This is a genomic window from Brevundimonas sp. AVps23W (assembly GCF_058681395.1).
On the sequence record NZ_CM178738.1, the window covers coordinates 2,679,432 to 2,697,128 of the forward strand.

19 protein-coding genes and 1 pseudogene are annotated in these 17,697 nt (G+C 66.9%); 6 read left to right on the top strand and 14 right to left on the bottom strand.

What is annotated here, in order from left to right:
* Positions 1 to 16 precede the first annotated feature (16 nt).
* Complete coding sequence (locus ACW177_RS12950) at positions 17 to 970, top strand: endonuclease/exonuclease/phosphatase family protein (RefSeq protein ID WP_492026103.1); 954 nt, start codon at positions 17 to 19, stop codon at positions 968 to 970.
* Here the strand turns inward: ACW177_RS12950 and ACW177_RS12955 are convergent.
* The 6 genes from ACW177_RS12955 to ACW177_RS12980 form a co-directional block, all read right to left on the bottom strand.
* Positions 951 to 2,159, bottom strand: a complete 1,209-nt coding sequence (locus ACW177_RS12955; protein ID WP_492026104.1) for a CCA tRNA nucleotidyltransferase — start codon at positions 2,157 to 2,159, stop codon at positions 951 to 953. The two genes, ACW177_RS12950 and ACW177_RS12955, sit on opposite strands and share 20 nt — an antisense overlap.
* A complete protein-coding gene (locus ACW177_RS12960; RefSeq protein WP_492026105.1) occupies positions 2,156 to 2,818 on the bottom strand; it encodes a CoA pyrophosphatase in 663 nt (220 codons plus the stop codon). Before ACW177_RS12960 ends, ACW177_RS12955 begins: the two co-directional genes overlap by 4 nt.
* A complete protein-coding gene (locus tag ACW177_RS12965) occupies positions 2,815 to 3,369 on the bottom strand; it encodes a DUF1285 domain-containing protein (protein ID WP_492028120.1) in 555 nt (184 codons plus the stop codon). The genes ACW177_RS12960 and ACW177_RS12965 overlap by 4 nt, the downstream gene beginning before the upstream one ends.
* A gap of 40 nt (positions 3,370 to 3,409) precedes the next feature.
* Positions 3,410 to 3,928: a GNAT family N-acetyltransferase gene (locus ACW177_RS12970; protein ID WP_492026106.1), complete on the bottom strand. Its 519-nt coding sequence runs from the start codon at positions 3,926 to 3,928 to the stop codon at positions 3,410 to 3,412.
* A gap of 71 nt (positions 3,929 to 3,999) precedes the next feature.
* On the bottom strand, positions 4,000 to 4,773 hold the full coding sequence (locus tag ACW177_RS12975; RefSeq protein ID WP_492026107.1) for an enoyl-CoA hydratase: 774 nt from the start codon (positions 4,771 to 4,773) through the stop codon (positions 4,000 to 4,002).
* Positions 4,770 to 5,855, bottom strand: coding sequence for an MBL fold metallo-hydrolase (locus ACW177_RS12980; protein WP_492026108.1), 1,086 nt, complete (start codon positions 5,853 to 5,855; stop codon positions 4,770 to 4,772). Before ACW177_RS12980 ends, ACW177_RS12975 begins: the two co-directional genes overlap by 4 nt.
* Before the next feature lie 122 nt (positions 5,856 to 5,977).
* Here ACW177_RS12980 and ACW177_RS12985 point away from each other — a divergent pair, with 122 nt between their 5' ends.
* The 4 genes from ACW177_RS12985 (at position 5,978) to ACW177_RS13000 (ending at position 9,318) form a co-directional block, all read left to right on the top strand.
* Positions 5,978 to 6,910, top strand: a complete 933-nt coding sequence (locus ACW177_RS12985) for a hypothetical protein (protein WP_492026109.1) — start codon at positions 5,978 to 5,980, stop codon at positions 6,908 to 6,910.
* Between the two features lie 104 nt (positions 6,911 to 7,014).
* Positions 7,015 to 7,812: an exodeoxyribonuclease III gene (gene xth / locus ACW177_RS12990; protein ID WP_492026110.1), complete on the top strand. Its 798-nt coding sequence runs from the start codon at positions 7,015 to 7,017 to the stop codon at positions 7,810 to 7,812.
* A gap of 3 nt (positions 7,813 to 7,815) precedes the next feature.
* Positions 7,816 to 8,331 (top strand): hypothetical protein, encoded by a 516-nt coding sequence (locus ACW177_RS12995; protein WP_492026111.1) that lies wholly within the window; start codon positions 7,816 to 7,818, stop codon positions 8,329 to 8,331.
* An 81-nt stretch (positions 8,332 to 8,412) separates the two neighbouring features.
* Positions 8,413 to 9,318, top strand: coding sequence for a cobalamin biosynthesis protein CbiG (locus ACW177_RS13000; protein WP_492026112.1), 906 nt, complete (start codon positions 8,413 to 8,415; stop codon positions 9,316 to 9,318).
* A 51-nt stretch (positions 9,319 to 9,369) separates the two neighbouring features.
* Here ACW177_RS13000 and ACW177_RS13005 read toward each other — a convergent pair whose 3' ends face one another.
* Complete coding sequence (locus tag ACW177_RS13005; RefSeq protein ID WP_492026113.1) at positions 9,370 to 10,548, bottom strand: carboxynorspermidine decarboxylase; 1,179 nt, start codon at positions 10,546 to 10,548, stop codon at positions 9,370 to 9,372.
* A gap of 10 nt (positions 10,549 to 10,558) precedes the next feature.
* Complete coding sequence (locus ACW177_RS13010) at positions 10,559 to 11,764, bottom strand: saccharopine dehydrogenase family protein (RefSeq protein ID WP_492026114.1); 1,206 nt, start codon at positions 11,762 to 11,764, stop codon at positions 10,559 to 10,561.
* Between the two features lie 393 nt (positions 11,765 to 12,157).
* Here ACW177_RS13010 and ACW177_RS13015 point away from each other — a divergent pair, with 393 nt between their 5' ends.
* On the top strand, positions 12,158 to 13,072 hold the full coding sequence (locus tag ACW177_RS13015; RefSeq protein ID WP_492026115.1) for a CPBP family intramembrane glutamic endopeptidase: 915 nt from the start codon (positions 12,158 to 12,160) through the stop codon (positions 13,070 to 13,072).
* A 182-nt stretch (positions 13,073 to 13,254) separates the two neighbouring features.
* On the opposite strand, the pseudogene ACW177_RS13020 reads toward ACW177_RS13015, so the two are convergent.
* The 6 genes and pseudogenes from ACW177_RS13020 to ACW177_RS13045 all read right to left on the bottom strand — a co-directional run.
* Positions 13,255 to 13,368, bottom strand: a pseudogene (locus ACW177_RS13020) (hypothetical protein); the annotation flags it as partial.
* A gap of 74 nt (positions 13,369 to 13,442) precedes the next feature.
* Positions 13,443 to 14,240: a hypothetical protein gene (locus tag ACW177_RS13025; RefSeq protein ID WP_492026116.1), complete on the bottom strand. Its 798-nt coding sequence runs from the start codon at positions 14,238 to 14,240 to the stop codon at positions 13,443 to 13,445.
* A 120-nt stretch (positions 14,241 to 14,360) separates the two neighbouring features.
* A complete protein-coding gene (recN, locus tag ACW177_RS13030) occupies positions 14,361 to 16,058 on the bottom strand; it encodes a DNA repair protein RecN (RefSeq protein ID WP_492026117.1) in 1,698 nt (565 codons plus the stop codon).
* 55 nt (positions 16,059 to 16,113) lie between these two features.
* Positions 16,114 to 16,404, bottom strand: a complete 291-nt coding sequence (locus tag ACW177_RS13035) for a BrnA antitoxin family protein (protein ID WP_492026118.1) — start codon at positions 16,402 to 16,404, stop codon at positions 16,114 to 16,116.
* Positions 16,367 to 16,651, bottom strand: coding sequence for a BrnT family toxin (locus ACW177_RS13040; protein ID WP_492026119.1), 285 nt, complete (start codon positions 16,649 to 16,651; stop codon positions 16,367 to 16,369). Before ACW177_RS13040 ends, ACW177_RS13035 begins: the two co-directional genes overlap by 38 nt.
* A gap of 37 nt (positions 16,652 to 16,688) precedes the next feature.
* Positions 16,689 to 17,543 carry an outer membrane protein assembly factor BamD gene (locus ACW177_RS13045; RefSeq protein WP_492026120.1) on the bottom strand — a complete coding sequence of 285 codons (855 nt, stop codon included), beginning with the start codon at positions 17,541 to 17,543 and terminating at the stop codon, positions 16,689 to 16,691.
* Between the last annotated feature and the right edge of the window lie 154 nt (positions 17,544 to 17,697).

Genomic DNA, 17,697 nt, shown 5'->3' on the forward strand with positions numbered 1-17,697 from the left:
GGAAAGGCAACACGCGATGTCCCTGCTCAAGCTGGCGGCCAATACGGCGGCCTGCCTGGTCCTGATCGGCCTGTCGATCTTCGGCGTGGCGGCGCTCAGCGGCGTGGACCATCGCTGGGTGGATATACTGGCCCAGTTCACGGGGCCAGTGCTGTTGGCGGCGGCGGGTCTGACCTTGGGCTGTGCGCTTTTGCGGCTTTGGCCGGCGGTCGGCGTGGGCGGGCTGGCGAGCCTGATCCTGCTCGTCGCCGTCTGGCCGCAATGGATGCCGCCGACGGGCCTGCGCCAACCGGACCAGCCGGTCATCCGGGTCTATTCCGCCAATCTCTGGGCGCCCAATACCGATGTCGACGCAATGCGCGCCTCGATCGAGGCGGCCGATGCGGACATCGTGATCCTGGTCGAGGTCGGGGACGCGCCCATCGCCCAAATTGACCGCCTGCTGGCGGGCTATCCCCACCGTCGGGTCAACGGACGGCTAAAGCCGGGGCCATCCGGGGCACGCTCCATCATCGCCTCCCGCTATCCGATCACGACGAAACTGCCGGGGCGGCCGGACGGGCTCAGCGCCGTGGGGGCCGTCGTGGCCACGCCGCTGGGGCCGATCACCGTCTTCGGCGTCCACCTGACCCGTCCCTGGCCCTATGAATATCAGTGGGGGCAGATCACCCAGGTCATGGCCCTGACCGAACGTCGCAAGGCGGCCGCGACGGGGACCACCCTCATCGCCGGCGATTTCAACAGCGTCTCCAGCGCTCGGATCGGCCGGCAGATCAAGACCGACCTGGGCCTGGTTCCTGCGCCGGGCTTTCCCGGCACCTGGCCGACCCGCCTGCCTGCCTTCATGGGCATCACCATCGACCAGGTCTATCGCTCGCCGGACCTGGCCCTGGTCAGCCGCCACGTCGGCCGCCCGACCGGCTCGGACCATTATCCGGTCGTGACGGAGTTCACCCGAGCGAAGCCATAAGCGCTTTCAGCCGGTCTTCATGGCCATCGGGCGGGAAGTCGTCGGCGACCCACGCATCCTCAAACGCCTTCAGGATGCGCCCCGTCTCCGGTCCCGGCGTCCGGCCCAGCCGGGCCAGGTCGCGCCCGCCGACCGGCATTGAGGGCGGCGTCCAGACGCTCGCAAGTCGTCGTAGAGGGGCTCCGTCGCGACCGCTCCGCGCCTCCGCACGCGTCAACCGATCTTCAAAGCAGGCGCGCCCCAGCCGATAGATGGCCGCCCGCGCTGAGGCCTCCGTCATGTCGGACGTTACCACCGGGCCCTCGGCGACGACCGCCGCCATCCGGTCTCGCACCGCGTTCGACAGCCGCAGATCCTGCGCGATCCGCACGACGACGGCCGCATCTTGCGGCAGCAGGGCCGACAGACGCATCACCGGATCATCGGTCAGCCCGCAAAAGGCCTCGAACAGGTCCAGCGGCTGCACGTCGGGCAAGACGACGGCGAGCACCCCGGTCTCCGCCATGGCGCGCACCGAAGGTCGCGGGTCCTGCGCCGCCAACAGTTTCAGCAGTTCCTTGGACACCCGCTCGGCCGACAACCGCGCCATCCCGTCCTTCAGCGCGGCGCAAGCAGCGAGGCCGGTCGGATCGGGTTCGCCCCGCCCGTACCAGGCCTGGAAGCGGAAGAAGCGCAGGATGCGCAGATAGTCCTCGCGGATCCGCGTCTCGGCCTCGCCGACGAAGACGATCCGGCCTTCGGCGGCGTCGGCCAGACCGCCGCCGGTCGGATCGAACACGCGCCCGGCCGCATCGGCGTAGAGGGCGTTCAGGCGGAAGTCGCGCCGCGCCGCATCCTCGGCCCAGTCCTCGGTGAAGGCGACCACGGCGCGCCGCCCGTCGGTCTCCACATCCCGCCGCAGGGTGGTGATCTCATAGGGTTTGCGCTCGGACACCCCGGTGATCGTGCCGTGCTCGATCCCGGTCGGCACGGCCTTCAGCCCCGCCGCCTTCAGCGCCGCCATCGTCTCCTCCGGCCGCAGCCGCGTGGCGATGTCTATGTCGTCCACGGCCCGGCCCAGCAGGCTGTTGCGGACACAGCCGCCGACGAACCGGGCGCAGTCAGGGCCGCCCGCCGCCTCCAGCGCCGCCATGACCGCACGGGTGGCCGGCGCCTCCAGCCAGGGCTGACCGAGCATGGACACACTCATGCCGCGTCCTCTTCAGCGGCGATTTGGGGCGCGGACTCGTCGCCATACAGCCGGGCGTGAAGCCCCTTCAGGATGCCCGCCGTGACGCCCCAGATATAGCGTTCGCCCCAGGGCATGGCCCAGAACCAGCGCCTCAGACCCTCGTCCATGTCGTAAAAGTCGCGGCGATGGTTGGCCGCGTCCATCAGGAAGTCCCACGGGGTTTCGAAAACCTCGGCGACCTCGTCCGGCGACGGCGTCGTGACAGGCGCCTCGTGCAGCCAGCCGATCACGGGCGTGACCAGAAACCCGGTGCCGGTCTCATAGGCGTCGGACAGCCCCAGAACCTCGACCCTGTCCGGGTTCAGCGCCACCTCTTCATCCGCCTCGCGCAGCGCCGCCTGGACCGCGTTTTCACCGGGATCCAGCCGACCGCCCGGAAAGGCGATCTGCCCCGTGTGCCGCGCCAATGTGTCCGCCCTCCGCGTCAGCAGCACCGTCGCCCCCTCGGCCCGCGCCACGACGGGGATCAGCACCGCCGCCGGCCGCAGTTCGCGCACCGGCCGCGCCGCCTTGGGATTAAGGTCGAAGTCCGAGCGGGCCGCGATCAGTTCCGGCCGCCAGGTGTCTACCGGCGCCAGTCGCTCGACCAGCCGGCTTCTCAGCGTCTCCAGACTCACCCCACAGCTCCCAGCGAAAACGCCTGCCCGCCCGACCGCACGACCAGCCGCCCGTCGACCTCCTCGGCCATCTCGACCAGTTCATAGAAGACCGAACGCGCGATCCGCGCCCACAGGTCGCGCCGCACATGAACGCGCGGCGCCGGCTCGCCCGTCGTCGGATCGGTCTCGACCACGATGGGATCGGCCTCGCCCACTCGCACCTCGTCCCCGACATCGGTGACGAAGATCAGGTCGTCGCCCTCGCGCCCGACCGACACGGCGCGGAACGGCAGATCCTCGACCGCGATCTTCAACTTCTCGACCGGCGTGACCAGATGATAGCCGTCAGGATCCTTGCGCAGCACGGTCGAGAACAGCCGCACCAGTTCCTTGCGACCGATGGGCGAGCCCTCGTGCATCCAGACGCCATCGCGCCGGATGACGATATCGATCTCGCCGCAGTGTTCGGGATTCCACAGATGCACGGGTGGCAGGCCCCGGCCCGGCGCCTGTTTCGCCGCCTCGGCGACAGCGTTCAGTCCTGACTTGGGATCATCGGCTTTTGTCATATCCGACATGACTTAGGCCCAGCAGCCCGGCCGGGAAAGGTCAGCCGATGCGAACCGGTCCCGAAACGGCATCGACCTTGGTCGGCAGCCACAGGACGCGACGACGATCCACTGGTCCCGGCAGGGTCGCCTCGGGCGCCCCGACGAAGCCGAACCGTTCGAAATAGGCGCGGTCGCCGACCAGCAGCACCCCGCCGACCGCCATGGTCCGAGCCTGATCCAGGCAGGCCTGCACCAGTTCGGCCCCCAGGCCGTCGCTGCGACTGGCCGCATCCACAGCGATGGGCCCCAGGAACAGACCGCTCGTCTCGCCGATCAGAACCGGCCACAGCCGCACGGAACCTATGATCCGGTCCCCCCGACGCGCGACGAAGCCTGCCGCCGGGCGCGATCCTTCGCGCAGCCGCTCGGCCGTCTTGACGAAACGGCCGGGACCAAAGGCGGCCATGATCAGGGCTTCGACACCTGCGGCGTCGGCCGGGGTCTCGGCCTCGATCCGGCTGGGAACCGCCGTCATGCCCAGATTCAGGGCCAGATTCAGAACAGGGGCGTGCGACATGGGCGCTCCGACGGAGAGCCGCGCGCACTAGGGCCAAAGCCGCGCCAAATCAAGGCGCGGTCTTGTGACAGTCAGCCCAGTTTGGAAAAGTCCGGCGCCCGCTTCTGGGTGAAGGCCATGAAGGCCTCCATCGCCTCCGGGCTCTTCATCTGCGACCCAAAGGCCTCGCCCTCGCGTTGCATCAGCGCCCACAGGCCCTCCGCGTCGCGCATCAGCCGCTTGGTCTTGCGGATGGAGTTGGGCGCCCGCGCCGCCACCTTGGCCGCCAGATCCGCCGCCGCCGCCTCGACCTGATCGGCCGGGACCGCGCGGTTGGCCAGGCCCCAGGCCAGGGCCGTGCGACCATCCAACGGCTCGCCCAGGGCGAACATCTCGAACGCCCGTTGATGGCCGATCACGGCCGGCAGCAGCAGGCTGGAGGCCGCCTCGGGCGCCAGGGCCAGGTTGACGAAGGGCACCGACAGCAGGGCGTCCTCGGCCACCACCACCAGATCGCAGTGCAGCAGCATGGTCAGGCCGATGCCGACCGCCCGCCCCTTCACCGCCGCCACAACCGGCTTGTCGATATCGGCGAGCGCCTTCAGGAAGCGGAACACCGGCATCTCGCTCGGCGACGCCGACTGCCCGCCAAGGGCGATGAAATCGCCGATATCGTTGCCGGCCGAGAAGCTGTCGCCTTCGGCGCGCAGCAGCAGCACCCGCACCGTATCGTCGGTTCGCGCCTGTTCGACGGCCTCGGACAGGGCCGAATACATGGCCTGGGTGATGGCGTTCTTCTTGTCGGCCCGGTCCAGCGTCAGGGTCAGGACGCCGTCGGCCAGTTGGGTGCGGATATGTTCGCTCACGTCGTTTCCTCGTCCCGTTTGACGGCTGTCCACCAGTCGACGCCGTTCTCGTCGCGCGTCCGCTTGGCGCGGCCGCGTCGTTCCAGATAGTTCAGGTGCGCCTGGGCCTCGCCCGTGGCCATGCCCAGCACCCCGTCACCGACCGCCCGACCGAACACGGCCGGGAAGCCGTCGATCACTCTAGACGGTTGACGCAACGTCCGCTCAAGCCGTTTCAGCGCCACCTCATGACCGCGCTTCAGGGCGTCCAGCCGCGCATGAACGCCATGGAAGGGCTCTCCGTGCGCCGGCAGGATGAACGCCCCCTCGGGCAGCAGCCCCCGCAGCTTGGCCAGCGAGTCCATCCAGTCGCCCAAAGGGTCAGCCTCAGGCTCGGTCGGCCAGACCGAGACGTTCGACGAGATCCGAGGCAGGATCTGGTCTCCCGCAATGAAGACGTCGTCCGACCTTCGCCACAGGCACACATGTTCGGGGCTGTGCCCGGACCCGACCACCACCATCCAGTCGTCGCCGCCGATCTGGATCACATCCTCATCCGACAGCCGCAGATAGCTGCGCGGCATCGGCGCTACGCCCTTGGCGAACCCGCCATAGTCGTTCCTCCAACGGTCGATCTGGGCCTCGCTCCAGCCGGCGGCGCGGTAGTAGCGTTCGCCGTCGTCGGGGGCGTCGCCGGCCTCTTCAGCCATCAACATGCGGGCGGTCACATATTCCAGGCGCGACATCAGCAGCGGCGCGCCGCTGCGTTCGCACAGCCACCCCGCCAAGCCTATGTGGTCAGGGTGCATGTGGGTGCAGATCAGGCGGCGGATTGGGAGGCCTTCCAGCGCGTCGGCCAGCGCCGCCTCCCAGGCCGCGACACTGTTGGAGGTGCGCAGACCCGTATCGACCACCGTCCATCCGTCGCCGTCACGAATGGCGTAGACGTTCACGTGGTTCAGTTGGAAAGGCAGGGCGAACCGAAGCCACAGCACCCCGCGCGCGACTTCGATCGCCGCGCCGGGCGCCGGCGCATCGGGCATGGGATAGATCAGGCCTCGCGCCCCGATCCCCTGGTCCAGGGCCGTCGCATCATCCGCCAAGTGCGTCTCCAATTGAAACGAACAACCTTAGTCCGGTCTTGCTCAAGACGTCCACAGTCGCCTTGACCCCGCCCGATTAGATCGCCACGAAGCCTTCAGCCGTTCCCCATCGAAGGTGTCCCATGAAAGCCCGCATCGCCGCCGCCCTCGCGGCGCTCCTGTTCAGCGCCATATCGGTCGCTCCCGCCTTCGCGCAAGAGCAGCGCGGCCCGGAAAACCAGCCCGCCACCGTTGAAGGCGGCTCGCGCGCCTCGGCCTCGCGTCAACGTCGCGAACGCCGCCCTGCCGCCCCGACTGCGGAACAAATCAAGGCTTCCGCACAGGAACAGGCCACGCTCGCCAACACCAACTGCCAGGTGACGGAAGCCAAGCTGTTGGGCGAAACGGCGGCCAAGACCTCGGTCTATGAAGTCGCCTGCGCCGTCGGTCCGGGCTTTATGATCGAGTCCAAGACCCCGCCCGAAGCGTCCAACTGCGTTCTCCTGGCCTATTCGGCCGCCGTCCTGCGCAGCCGCGACCCGGCCGCCGATCCCGGCCCGCAGTGCTCGATCGCCGCAAACGCCGACACGCAGAAATTCCTGCGCGAATACGCCGTCCAGGCGGGCGTCGCCTGCACGGTCGACGAAGTGAAGGTGCTGGGCCAAGCCAGCGACGGCGGCATCATGTACGAAGCCGGCTGCTCCGACGGCGCCGGCTTCTGGCTCAAGCAACTGAACAACGCCTGGACCAAGACCCCCTGCATCCAGGTGCTGGCGGAGAACGGAACCTGCGCCTTCACCACCACGGCCGAAAACGCCGGCCAGGTTAAGGCCTATTTCGCGGGTTCGGCGGCCGCCGCCTGCGACGTGACCGAGGCCCGCCTGATGGGTCGCAACGCCAACGGCGTCTTCTATGAAGCCAAGTGCGCGGCCGGCGACGGCCTCATCGCCCGCCTGAACACTGAAAACGTCGTCCAGCAGGTCTATCCCTGCGCCACCGCCCAGCAGATCGGCGGCGGCTGCAAGCTGACCACCGCGCCCGCCGCCGCTCCGGCGCCGGCCGGCGGCCGTCCGTAAGCGACCACCGCAGACCAGACGAAGGGCCGTCGGAGCGATCCGGCGGCCCTTTTGTTTTGCGCGACCTCTTTTCCGAAACCGAGACGCGCCCTACCGTCGCCCTCATGCGCATCGCCACCTGGAACGTGAACTCGGTCAACGCCCGCCTGCCCACCGTGCTGGCCTGGCTGGAGCAGGCCGCCCCCGACGTCGCCTGCTTCCAGGAAATCAAATGCGTGGACGAGAAATTTCCGCGCGAGGCCTTCGAGAGCCTGGGCTACAACGTCGAGACCCACGGCCAGAAGAGCTACAACGGCGTGGCCATGCTGTCGAAATACCCGCTGTCGGACATCCGACGCGGCCTGCCGGGCGATGAGACCGACGAACAGGCGCGCTATCTGGAGGCGGTGATTGAAGCCCCCCGTCCGATCCGGGTGGCGTCCATCTATCTGCCCAACGGCAATCCCATCGGCACCGAGAAGTTCGACTACAAGCTGGCCTGGTTCGAGCGGCTGAACCGGCACGCCCGCGACCTGCTGGCCTTCGAAGAGCCGCTGGCCCTGTGCGGCGACTATAACGTCATCCCCGAGGCTGAGGACGCCAAGAACCCCGCCGCCTGGACCGACGACGCCCTGTTCCAGCCGCAGAGCCGTCAGGCGTTCCGCGCCCTCAAGAATCTGGGCCTGGCTGACGCGCACGAGGTCGGCGGCGAACCCGCCGGAACCTACAGCTTCTGGGACTATCAAGCCGGCGCCTGGCAGAGGAACCACGGCATCCGCATCGACTTCGCCCTGCTGTCGCCCCAGGCGGCGGACCGTCTGCGCGGGATCGAGACCCATCGCGACGCGCGCGACATGGACAAGCCCAGTGACCATGTGCCGGTGGTGGTCGACATCGACCTGTCGGCCGGGACGGAGGCCTGAGCCATGGCGGAGGTCGTGCGGGTGATCCTGCTGATCGCCTTGGCGGCGGCCCTGCTGACGACCCTGGCCCTGGCCCTGTCCTGGTGGATGGAGCCGCCGCGCCGCATTCGCCGCGCCCTTCTGAAGGCCCTGGGCGCTCCGCCTGAGATCGAGGCGGTTTCACCGCGCGAGGGCCGGGCCTGCGCCCTGAACTTCGATATCGAACAGGTGGTGGTGTTGTGGGCCAACGGCGCCCACGGCCTGGCCTACGCCTTCGAGGAGGTCGAGGGCGGCGAGATCATCGTGGACGGCCATGTGGTCGCCCGCATCCGCCGCGGCGAGGCGCGCAAGTCGCTGGACGTTCTGGCGCCCGACGCCGAACAGGTGGTGCTGCGGCTGATGTTCGCAGACGCCCGCCATCCGGAGTTCGAACTGGCCCTGTGGGACGCCACATTCACAGGCGGGACCGGCTCGCCCGGCGAGGCCCTGCGGCTGGGTCGGCGCTGGCTGTCGCACCTGGAAGCCCTGTTGAAGAGCTGACCGCCCCCCTTCCGATTGGGCGGCGAGAGGTCTAGAACCCCCGCTCATTCCTATCGACACGCCTTTTTACGGGAGGCCGCCTTGGCCCGCCTATTCGACGCCTATGTCGTCGCCGACTGGACCGCCGCCGAAACCAAGAAACTCGGCGACACCTCGCTGTGGATCGGGGTGGCGAAGCGCGACGTGCGGTTCCGCCTCTATACCGAGACGCATAATGTCGCGACCCGGGCCGAGGGCGAGGCCCTGCTGGCCTCGATCCTGGCGGATCACAGGAAGCGCGGCGACCGGGTTCTGGTCGGTCTGGACTTCAATTTCGGCTATCCGGTCGGCACGGCTGCGCGGCTTAAGCTGGACGGAACCCCTTGGAATTCCATGTGGAAGTTCATCGCGTCCAATGTCGTGGACAAGGCCGATAATACGAACAACCGCTACCAGGTGGCGGCCAAGATGAACCGGCTGATGACCGACGAGGCCTGGCCGCTGTGGGGCGCGCCGGCGAAACAGGCGCAGCGCTGGCTGACCACGACCAAGCCTCCGGTCGGCGCGGGCGCCGACATCCCAGAGTTCCGCGCGACCGAGAACGCGGCGCGCAAAGGCAAGCTGCAGCCCAAGAGCGTGTGGCAGATGCACGGGGCGGGCGCCGTGGGCGGCCAGACCCTGGTGGGCATACCCGCCGTGCGCAGGCTGTTGGAAAGTCTGGGATCTTCGGGCGCCGTCTGGCCGTTCGGCACCGGCTGGCGCGAACTGGCGCCCGAGGATGTCGAGCCCCTGTCGGCCCTGGTGGTCGAGGTCTGGCCGTCCATGTTCGACGCCAAGCCCAATGAGGGCGAGTTCAAGGATCAGGCCCAGGTCCGCTCCACCGCCGAGGCCCTGGCGCAGATGGACGAGGCCGGCGATCTGGCCAAGGCCTTTGGTCCGCCCAAGGACGCCACCCCCGAGCTGATCGCTCAGGTCGAGCAGGAAGAAGGCTGGATTCTGGGGGTCTGAACCTGGAGAAAACCTCGACAAATTCTGGAGAATTTGTCGAGGTTCTATCGGTCAGGACAGGCGGTCGCGGAACTCTGAATAATCGAATTCACGGACCAGTCTCAGCGCGTCGGTGTCGCTGTTCCACAGGGCGATGGCCGGAAGCGGCACGCCGTTGAAGGTGTTGGTCTTCACCATCGAATAGTGGGCCTGGTCCAGGAAGGCGATGCGGGTTCCCGGCGTCGGCGCAGTGGCGAAGCCATAGTCGCCGATGATGTCGCCGGCCAGGCAGGACGGCCCGCCCAGGCGGAAGGTCACGCCGCCTTCCGCCTCGTTCAGCATGGCGGGGCGATAGGGCGCCTCGATCACATCGGGCATATGGCAGGTCGCCGAGATGTCGGTGATGGCGATGGCCAGGCCGTTATGGAAGGTGTCCAGCACCTCGCCCACCAATATGCCGGCGTCCAGCGCAATGGCCTCGCCCGGCTCGATATAGACCTGAAGCCCGTAGCGCTCGCCCAGATCCTTCAGGAAGCCGACCAGGGCGTCGATCCGATAGTCGGCGCGGGTCACGTGGTGGCCGCCGCCCAGGTTGATCCACTTCAGGTCCGGCAGCAGGGGCGCCAGCTTGGGCTCCACGGCGGCCCAGATCCGCTCCAGCGGCTCGAACCCCTGTTCGCACAGGGCGTGGATGTGCAGGCCGTCGACGCCGTTCAAGTGTTCCGGCGTCAGTTGCGACACCGGGAAGCCCAGGCGCGAGCCCAGCTGGCAGGGGTCGTATTTGGCGACCTCGCCCTCCGAATGCTCGGGGTTCAGCCGCAGGCCGATATCGAACGTCTCACCCTCGGCGCGGGCGGCGGCGATCAGGTCGGCGAACCGGGCGATCTGGTCCGGGGCGTTGAAGATGACCGTATCCGACAGCCGCAGGATTTCGGGCAGGTCGGCGGGCTTGTAGGCCGGGGAATAGGTGGTCAGGTGGCCGTGATAGAACTCGCGCGCCAGCCGCGCCTCCCACAGGCCCGAGGCGCAGACGCCGTCGAGGTATTCCCCGACGACGTCGGCCAGCGACCACATCGAGAAAGCCTTCAGGGCCAGCAGCACCCGCGCATTGCCCCGCGCCCCGACGTCCTGGAGGACCGACAGGTTGCGACGCACCGCGACCTCGTCGACCACGAAGGTGGGCGACGGGACGCGGTTCAGATCGAACCGGGCGAAGGCGCCCGGTCCGCCGGCCTGGGTCTGCATGACCATGGGCGTGTCCTCAGAAGTCCAGCGGAGCGTCGAGCGTCTCGACCGTCCACGGCAGGCCGTGCTTGTTCAGCATGTCCATGAAGGGATCGGGATCCAGCTGCTCCATGTTGAACACCCCCTCGCCCTTCCACTGGCCGGTCAGCATCAGGGCCGCGCCGATCATGGCGGGGACGCCGGTGGTGTAGCTGACGGCCTGGTTGCCGGTCTCGGCATAGGCTTCCTGATGGTCGCAGATGTTCTTGACGTAGACCGTCTTGGCCGCGCCGTCCTTCTGGCCGGTGGCGATGGTGCCGATATTGGTCTTGCCCTTGGTGATCGGACCCAGGGACGAGGGTTCGGGCAGCAGGGCCTTCAGGAACTCGATCGGGATGATCTCGCGGCCCTGGAACATCATAGGCTCGATCGAGGTCATGCCGATATTCTCTAGCACTTCCAGGTGCTTGAGATAGGAGTCGCCGAAGGTCATCCAGAAGCGGATGCGCTTGATTTCCGGATAGAATTTGGCCAGCGACTCCAGTTCCTCATGATACATGAGGTACATGTTCTTCTGACCCACGCCCTCGAAATCGAAGGCCTGCTTGTGCGACAGGGCCGGGCCCTCGACCCACTGGCCGTCGGCCCAGTGGCGCGACGGGGCGGTCACTTCGCGCAGATTGATCTCGGGGTTGAAGTTGGTCGCGAACGGCAGGCCGGTGTCGCCGCCGTTGCAGTCCAGGATATCGAGCGTCTCGATCGAATCCAGCAGGTGCTTCTTCGTATAGGTGGTGAAGACCGAGGTCACGCCGGGGTCGAAGCCCGAGCCCAGCAGGGCCATCAGCCCGGCGTCCTTGAAGCGGTCCTGATAGGCCCACTGCCACTTGTATTCGAACTTGGCCTCGTCGCGCGGCTCGTAGTTGGCGGTGTCGAGGTAGTTCACGCCCGCGGCCAGGCAGGCGTCCATGATGGCCAGGTCCTGGTACGGCAGGGCCAGGTTGACGACCAGGGCGGGCTTGACCGCCTGGATCAGGGCCGTGGTCGCCGCCACGTCGTCGGCGTCGATCGCCGCCGTGTCGATGGTCACGCCGAAGCGCGACTTGACGGATTCGGCGATGGCGTCGCACTTGGACTTGGTGCGGCTCGCCAGAGTGATGTGCGAGAAGATGTCCGCATTCATCGCCATCTTGTGGACGGCGACCGAACTGACGCCGCCGGCGCCAATGACCAGCACCCTGCTCATGTGTGCTTCTCCTGAAGACTGAAATGCTCTGGCGACATCGCCGCCCTTATAAAGGGCGGGGCTCTTAGCACGATGATGACAGGACCGCTAATGCGGGGGGCGTTTGGGACGAATTCGGGGACATCCGACCGGCCAGTGGTCTTCTCGCCTTTCCTTTTCTCGCGTCGCGCCAGCGCTTGTCCCAAAAGCCCGTACGCCCGGCGCATCCGCAGAACCCCCACTACGCCCTACAGACTTCGCGGCCAAGGCCGGCGAAAAGCCCCCTACATTACAGACATTTAATCCCACACTCCGCATCCGCAGCGTCGCTTGAACGCCTCTCCCTCTCATTCAAAGACGATCCGCGCGCATCGACAGGAAAGCGCGGGGTCGTGAGACCGCCGGAGGGGGCTTATGAGTAGAACTGAAATTTTTGCACCGCGCACCGCCGCGGGTCGGCGGACCTGGACCGCCGCGGCGGTCGTCCTGATCGTCGTCTTCTTTCTGATCGGGCAGCTGACGACCATCTTCGGCGTCCTGAAGCCCATGGGCTATCACAAGGCGGATCTCGATACGCAGTGGGCGCCGTTCGCCATCTTCCTGGCGGGCGGAGGGATCACGCTGCTTCTCATTCTGGCCTGGACGTCCCTGTTCGAGCGCCGATCCCCGGCGGGCCTGGGCTTCAAGGCCAGGATCGCCGGTCCCTATATGCAAGGCCTGCTTGTCGGAGGATTGGCGCTCGGCGCCGTCGTCGGCCTTATCTTCGCCGCCGGCGGCTACACGGCCGGCGGAAGCGGATCCTGGGCCTCGCCCTCGCCGGCCCTGCTGGCGCCGCTGCTCGTCCTGTTCGGCGGCTATATGATCCAGGGCGCGACCGAAGAGGTCATGCTGCGCGGCTGGCTGATGCCCTTGATCGCCTCCCGGCACGGGTTGGTCGCCGCCGTCCTGATCAACTCCGGCTTCTTCGCCCTGCTCCATGCCAGCAATATCGATCCGTCGGGTGAACTCGCGCTTGGCCTGTTCAATCTGTTTCTGTTCGCGGTCGCGCTCAGCCTCTATGCGATCAGGGAAGGATCCTTGTGGGGCGTGTGCGCGGCCCATACCGGCTGGAACGCCCTGCTCGGCGTGGGTTTCGGACTGGAGGTCAGCGGTCAGACGGTGCCCGTCGCGCCGCTCGTCGCGAACCTGGCTCCGGCCCCGGACGCGCCGTGGTGGCTCACCGGCGGGGCCTTCGGCCCGGAGGCGAGCGTCGTCGCAACGATCATACTCGCGGCAGGCTGCGCCTATCTGATCGCCAAGGGCGCGTTGAAGACGGCGTCGAGGCCTTAGGACAAGGCCGCCCCTCCCCTTTAGGCCGTCATCCCAGGGCTTGTCCCTGGGATTCATAGGCCCGGTGTATCCACAGAGGGTCCGCCGTCAGACACCGGGCGTATGGATCCTCGCCACAAGGGCGAGGATGACGAACTTGCGAGGGCGGGGACGACGCGAATAGGTCGGCTTCACAACTCGCCCTACCCGATCAACGCCCGCGCCGCCGCCCTTACCTCATCGGTGATCTCCGCCCCCGACAGCATCCGCGCGATCTCTTCCTGACGGCGCGCGTCGTACAGGGCGACGACGGTGGTGGTCAGGCCCTAGTAGTCTACCTTAATAACCGTCCAATAGACGCCTCGCGGCTTGCGACTCCCAGTTGCATCTCTTAGCGTAGCAATCCCGCGATATGCGGCACACTGTGGTAGGCTAACGAACCTGCCGCATATATCTTGATTACCCAATCACCGGTCTCAGCGACGCCCTTAGCTACGGTTATGCGCTCGTAAACAGCCCTAATGACGCCGCTGACCTTCTTGAGCACGGCCGCACCGTTCGGATTAGCTTGCGGACTAATGTCCTGACGTTCGAGAAGCATGTAGGCGGCGATAACCTCGCGTAGCGTCTCCAAGGTGTAGCCCCACCCAAGCCAACGCAGCCGCTTAAGCCTGAAGGTAAAACGCTCCAAGCCTTCGATGATCGACTGACGAATGAAATCTTGCTCCTCGAGTTGGTGCTCGCGAAGCCAGTTCAACAAGCGCTCGACTTCTTCGATGACTTCGTCCAGCTCTTCTGACGATAGCTTTCGATAAGCAACCTGTTGTCGGACCGTTGCAGAGAGAGCCTTAAGCGGACCCACATTCACTGCACCCACGTGCGAGAAGCCGATTTGGTCCCAACGGCCGCGCATAGATTGCGCGGAGAATGCGCTCATGATCGCCCGCACATGGTTGATCATCTCATTGCGGAAATCTTCGTCGAGATCTAAGTCACCCACGATTTTCTCGAGCATTCCGCACCGCTCGGTGATGGTGAAGATGATCTCGAAAAATTCTCTGGACCACGGATCAACTTCGAATTTTCCTGCAAGAAACGTCTCGCCGGTCTTATTCGTTTGTTCCTGAAGTTCCGTGCAAAGTTCCGCAAGCTCACGGGCCGGATCGGTGAGAAGAACAGCTTTCGTCATATTGCTCAGGTAGCAGCCCGCCAACATTCCGTCGACTGCGCAAAAGGCAACTGCACTTTCCCTGCGGGGTTCGCGTCCCACAAAGGCCGCTTGGCGACTTCATCCCACCAGCAACGCCCCCTACCCAATCAACGTCCGCGCCGCCGCCCTTGCCTCATCGGTAATCTCCGCCCCCGACAGCATCCGCGCGATCTCTTCCTGACGGCGGGCGTCGTCCAGGGCGACGACGGTGGTGGTGGTCATGCCGTCGTGGTCGGCCTTCATGACCTTCCAGTGGGCGTGGCCGCGGGCGGCGACCTGGGGGCTGTGGGTGACGACCAGGACCTGGGCGCCGGTGGACAGGCGTTTCAGGCGCGAGCCGACGGCCTCGGCCACCGCGCCGCCGACGCCCTGGTCCACCTCGTCGAAGATCATGACCGGCTGGCGCATGTCCTCGCGGCTGGCCAGGGCCGCCTTCATGGCCAGGGCGAACCGGGCCAGTTCGCCGCCGGAGGCGATGGCGTCCAGCGGTCCGAAATCGGTTCCGGCGTTGGTGGCGATCTGGAACCGCACGGTCTCGACCCCGTCGGGGCCGCGCCGGCCCTCGATCTGCTCAAGCGCCACGCGGAACCGGGCGCGCTCCAGCTTCAGCGGCCCCAGTTCGCCCATGACGGCGGCGGTCAGGCGGTCGGCCGCCGCCTCGCGCGCCGAGGTCAGGAAGGTCGCGGCCAGGTCGTAGGATTCGGCGGCCTCGGCGGCTTCGCGCCCGGCATTGGCCAGAGCCTCCTCCCCGTCCTCGATCAGGCGCAGCTGTTCGCGCAGGCGGATGCGTAAGGAAGGCAGGGCGTCGACCGTGGTGTTCAGTTTCCGCGCGGCGGCGCGCAGGGCGAACAGCCGTTCCTCGGCCTTGTCCAGGCGGCCCGGCTCATAGTCGAAGGCGTCGGCGGCGGCGTCCACGGCGGCGACCGCCTCGGCCGCCTCGACCATGGTGCGGTCGATGGCCTCGACGGCGGCGGACAGTTTGACGATGACCGGGTGGTCGCCCTCGGCCCCCGCCTGGCCGGCGCGCTGGCGGGCGTGTTCGACGGCGCGAAGCGCAGCGCCCAGTTTCTGGCTCAGCTTGTCGCCGCCCAGCTGGGTGCGGGCGTCGGCTAAGTCGGCGATGGCTTTTTCGGCGGCGCCCAGCAGGGCGCGTTCGCCGGCCAGTTCCGTCTCCTCGTCGGCGCGGGGGTCAAGGGCGTCCAGTTCGGACAGGTTGAGGGTGATTTCCTCGACGCGGGCGGCGGCGTCGGCAGCCTGGGCCTTCAGCTCCGCCAGCTTGGCCTCGGCGGCCTTGAGCTTGGCGGAGGCGGCCGCGACGGCCTGGAGCTGGGGCTGAAGACCGCCATAGGCGTCCAGCGAGCCCCGGTGGGTGCGCCAGTCCAGCAGGCCGACGGTTTCGTGCTGGCCATGGACCTCGACCAGAGCGGCGCCGATCTCGCGCAGGGCCGTGACCCCGGCGGGCTGGTCGTTGACATAGGCCCGGCTGCGGCCGTCGGCGTTCAGGACGCGGCGCAGGATCAGATCCTCACCCGGCTGGACCTCGAACCCCTTGTCGGCGATCAGGGTCAGCAGATCCGGGTCGTCCGGGGCGCTGAAAACGGCGGTGGCCACAGCCTGTTTGGCGCCGTTACGCACCAAGCCGGCGTCGCCGCGACCGCCCAGGGCCAGGCCCAGGGCGTCCAGAATGATCGACTTGCCCGCCCCCGTCTCGCCGGTCAGCACGGTTAGGCCGGTCTCGACGTCGAGATCCAGCACGTCGACCAGGACGACGTCGCGGATGGAAAGGGCGGTCAGCATGGGCGCACGCGATTCGGCATGGGGCGCAGTCTAGCGCGCGGCGGCGTGAAAGGAATCAGAGACCGGAGGCCCGGCGAAGCGCGGCGTTGATGCCCGACTGCCACCCCGGCCCCTGGGCGCGCCAATGCTCCAGCAGATCGGCGTCCAGACGCAGGGTGACCTGCTGCTTGGGGGCCTCGGCCTTGGGGCGGCCGGGGGCGCGTTTGAACTGGTTGAGGATATAATCGGGCAGGACCTCGCGTGCGGGGCGAAGTTTGGCCGCGCGCTCTGCGGTCAACTCGGGCGTATCGTCGTCGTCGAGAAAGGGCTCAGTCGCCGCTTCCGACACCCCTTTGTTCTCGGACATATCTCCGCTCCCGGTCATTGGCCTTGCGCAGGCTGATGGCCCGCACCCTTGCGTCTCGAACCGTAAAGGCCAGAACGTGCAGTCGCCCGTCCAGTTCGCCATAGGCGATCCATCTCGGTTCACCGTAATCGAAGCGGTCATCCACCTCGATCAAGGCTTCTTCCATCCGGATCTCGTCGGCTCGCAACAGCGAGACGCCGTGCTTGGCGATATTGGCCTCATCCTTCGACGGGTCGAAGACGATCATTTATGTAACTACATAAATCTGACCGTCAAGGGGACGATCAGCCGGGGATGATCCGCTTCAGCCAGGATTCGCGCTTGGCCTCAGGGGCTTTTTCCGGGGTCTGGCCGTTTTCGGTCAGCAGGGCGTAGGCCTCGGCGTACCAGGGGCTGCCGGGGAAGTTGTAACCCAAGACGGCGCCGTTGCGGGTCGCCTCTTCCTTCAGGCCCAGCTGAAGATTGACCTCGACCAGGCGGTACAGGGCCTCTGGCGTGTGGGAAGTGCGCTGGAACTCGGGGTTGGCGATGACGGCCTTATAGCGGTTCAGGGCCGCCAGCGGCTGGTTGGCGCGCTGGTAGTAGCGGCCGATATTCATTTCCTTGCCGGCCAGCTGGTCGTTGACCATGTCGATCTTGACCGACGCGTCGGTGGCGTAGGGCGTGCCTGGATAACGACGGGCGACGTCTTTCAGACCGGCCAGGGCGGCGTTGGCGTATCCCTGGTCGCGGCCCACGTCGGTAATCTGTTCAAAGTTGCAGACCGCCTTCATGTAAAAGGCATAAGCCGCCGACGGATTGCCCGGGAACAGGGCGATGAACCGGTCCGAGGCGGCGATGGCTTCGGCGTAATTATTGTTCTGGTAGTAGGCGTAGACCTGCATCAGGATCGAGCGACGCGCCCAGTCCGAATAGGGGTGCTGGCGTTCCACCTCCTGAAAATAGTCGACGGCGTCGGCCCAACGCTTCTGTTCCAGGCGCTGATAACCGGTGTTGTACAGCGCCTCGACCGGGCGCTCCTCATAGGCCAGCTTGGGGCGCTTATTGCCGGCGCATCCCGAAATTGTCAGCGCGGCGGCCGCCGCAGCCATCAGCACCAGGCCGGAACGGAACTTAGAAACGGACAAGGACGACCCCATGACGAGCGGAGACCAGGCTTAGGCCAAGCCTCCGGAAACGAACGCGGCGATCTCTAGCACCCACGACCGGGACACGCCATGCCGACGAAAACTCTCCGCACACGACTTGCCCTGCCCGGCACCGCTGGTAAAGAGCGCGCCAACCGACCGCCGT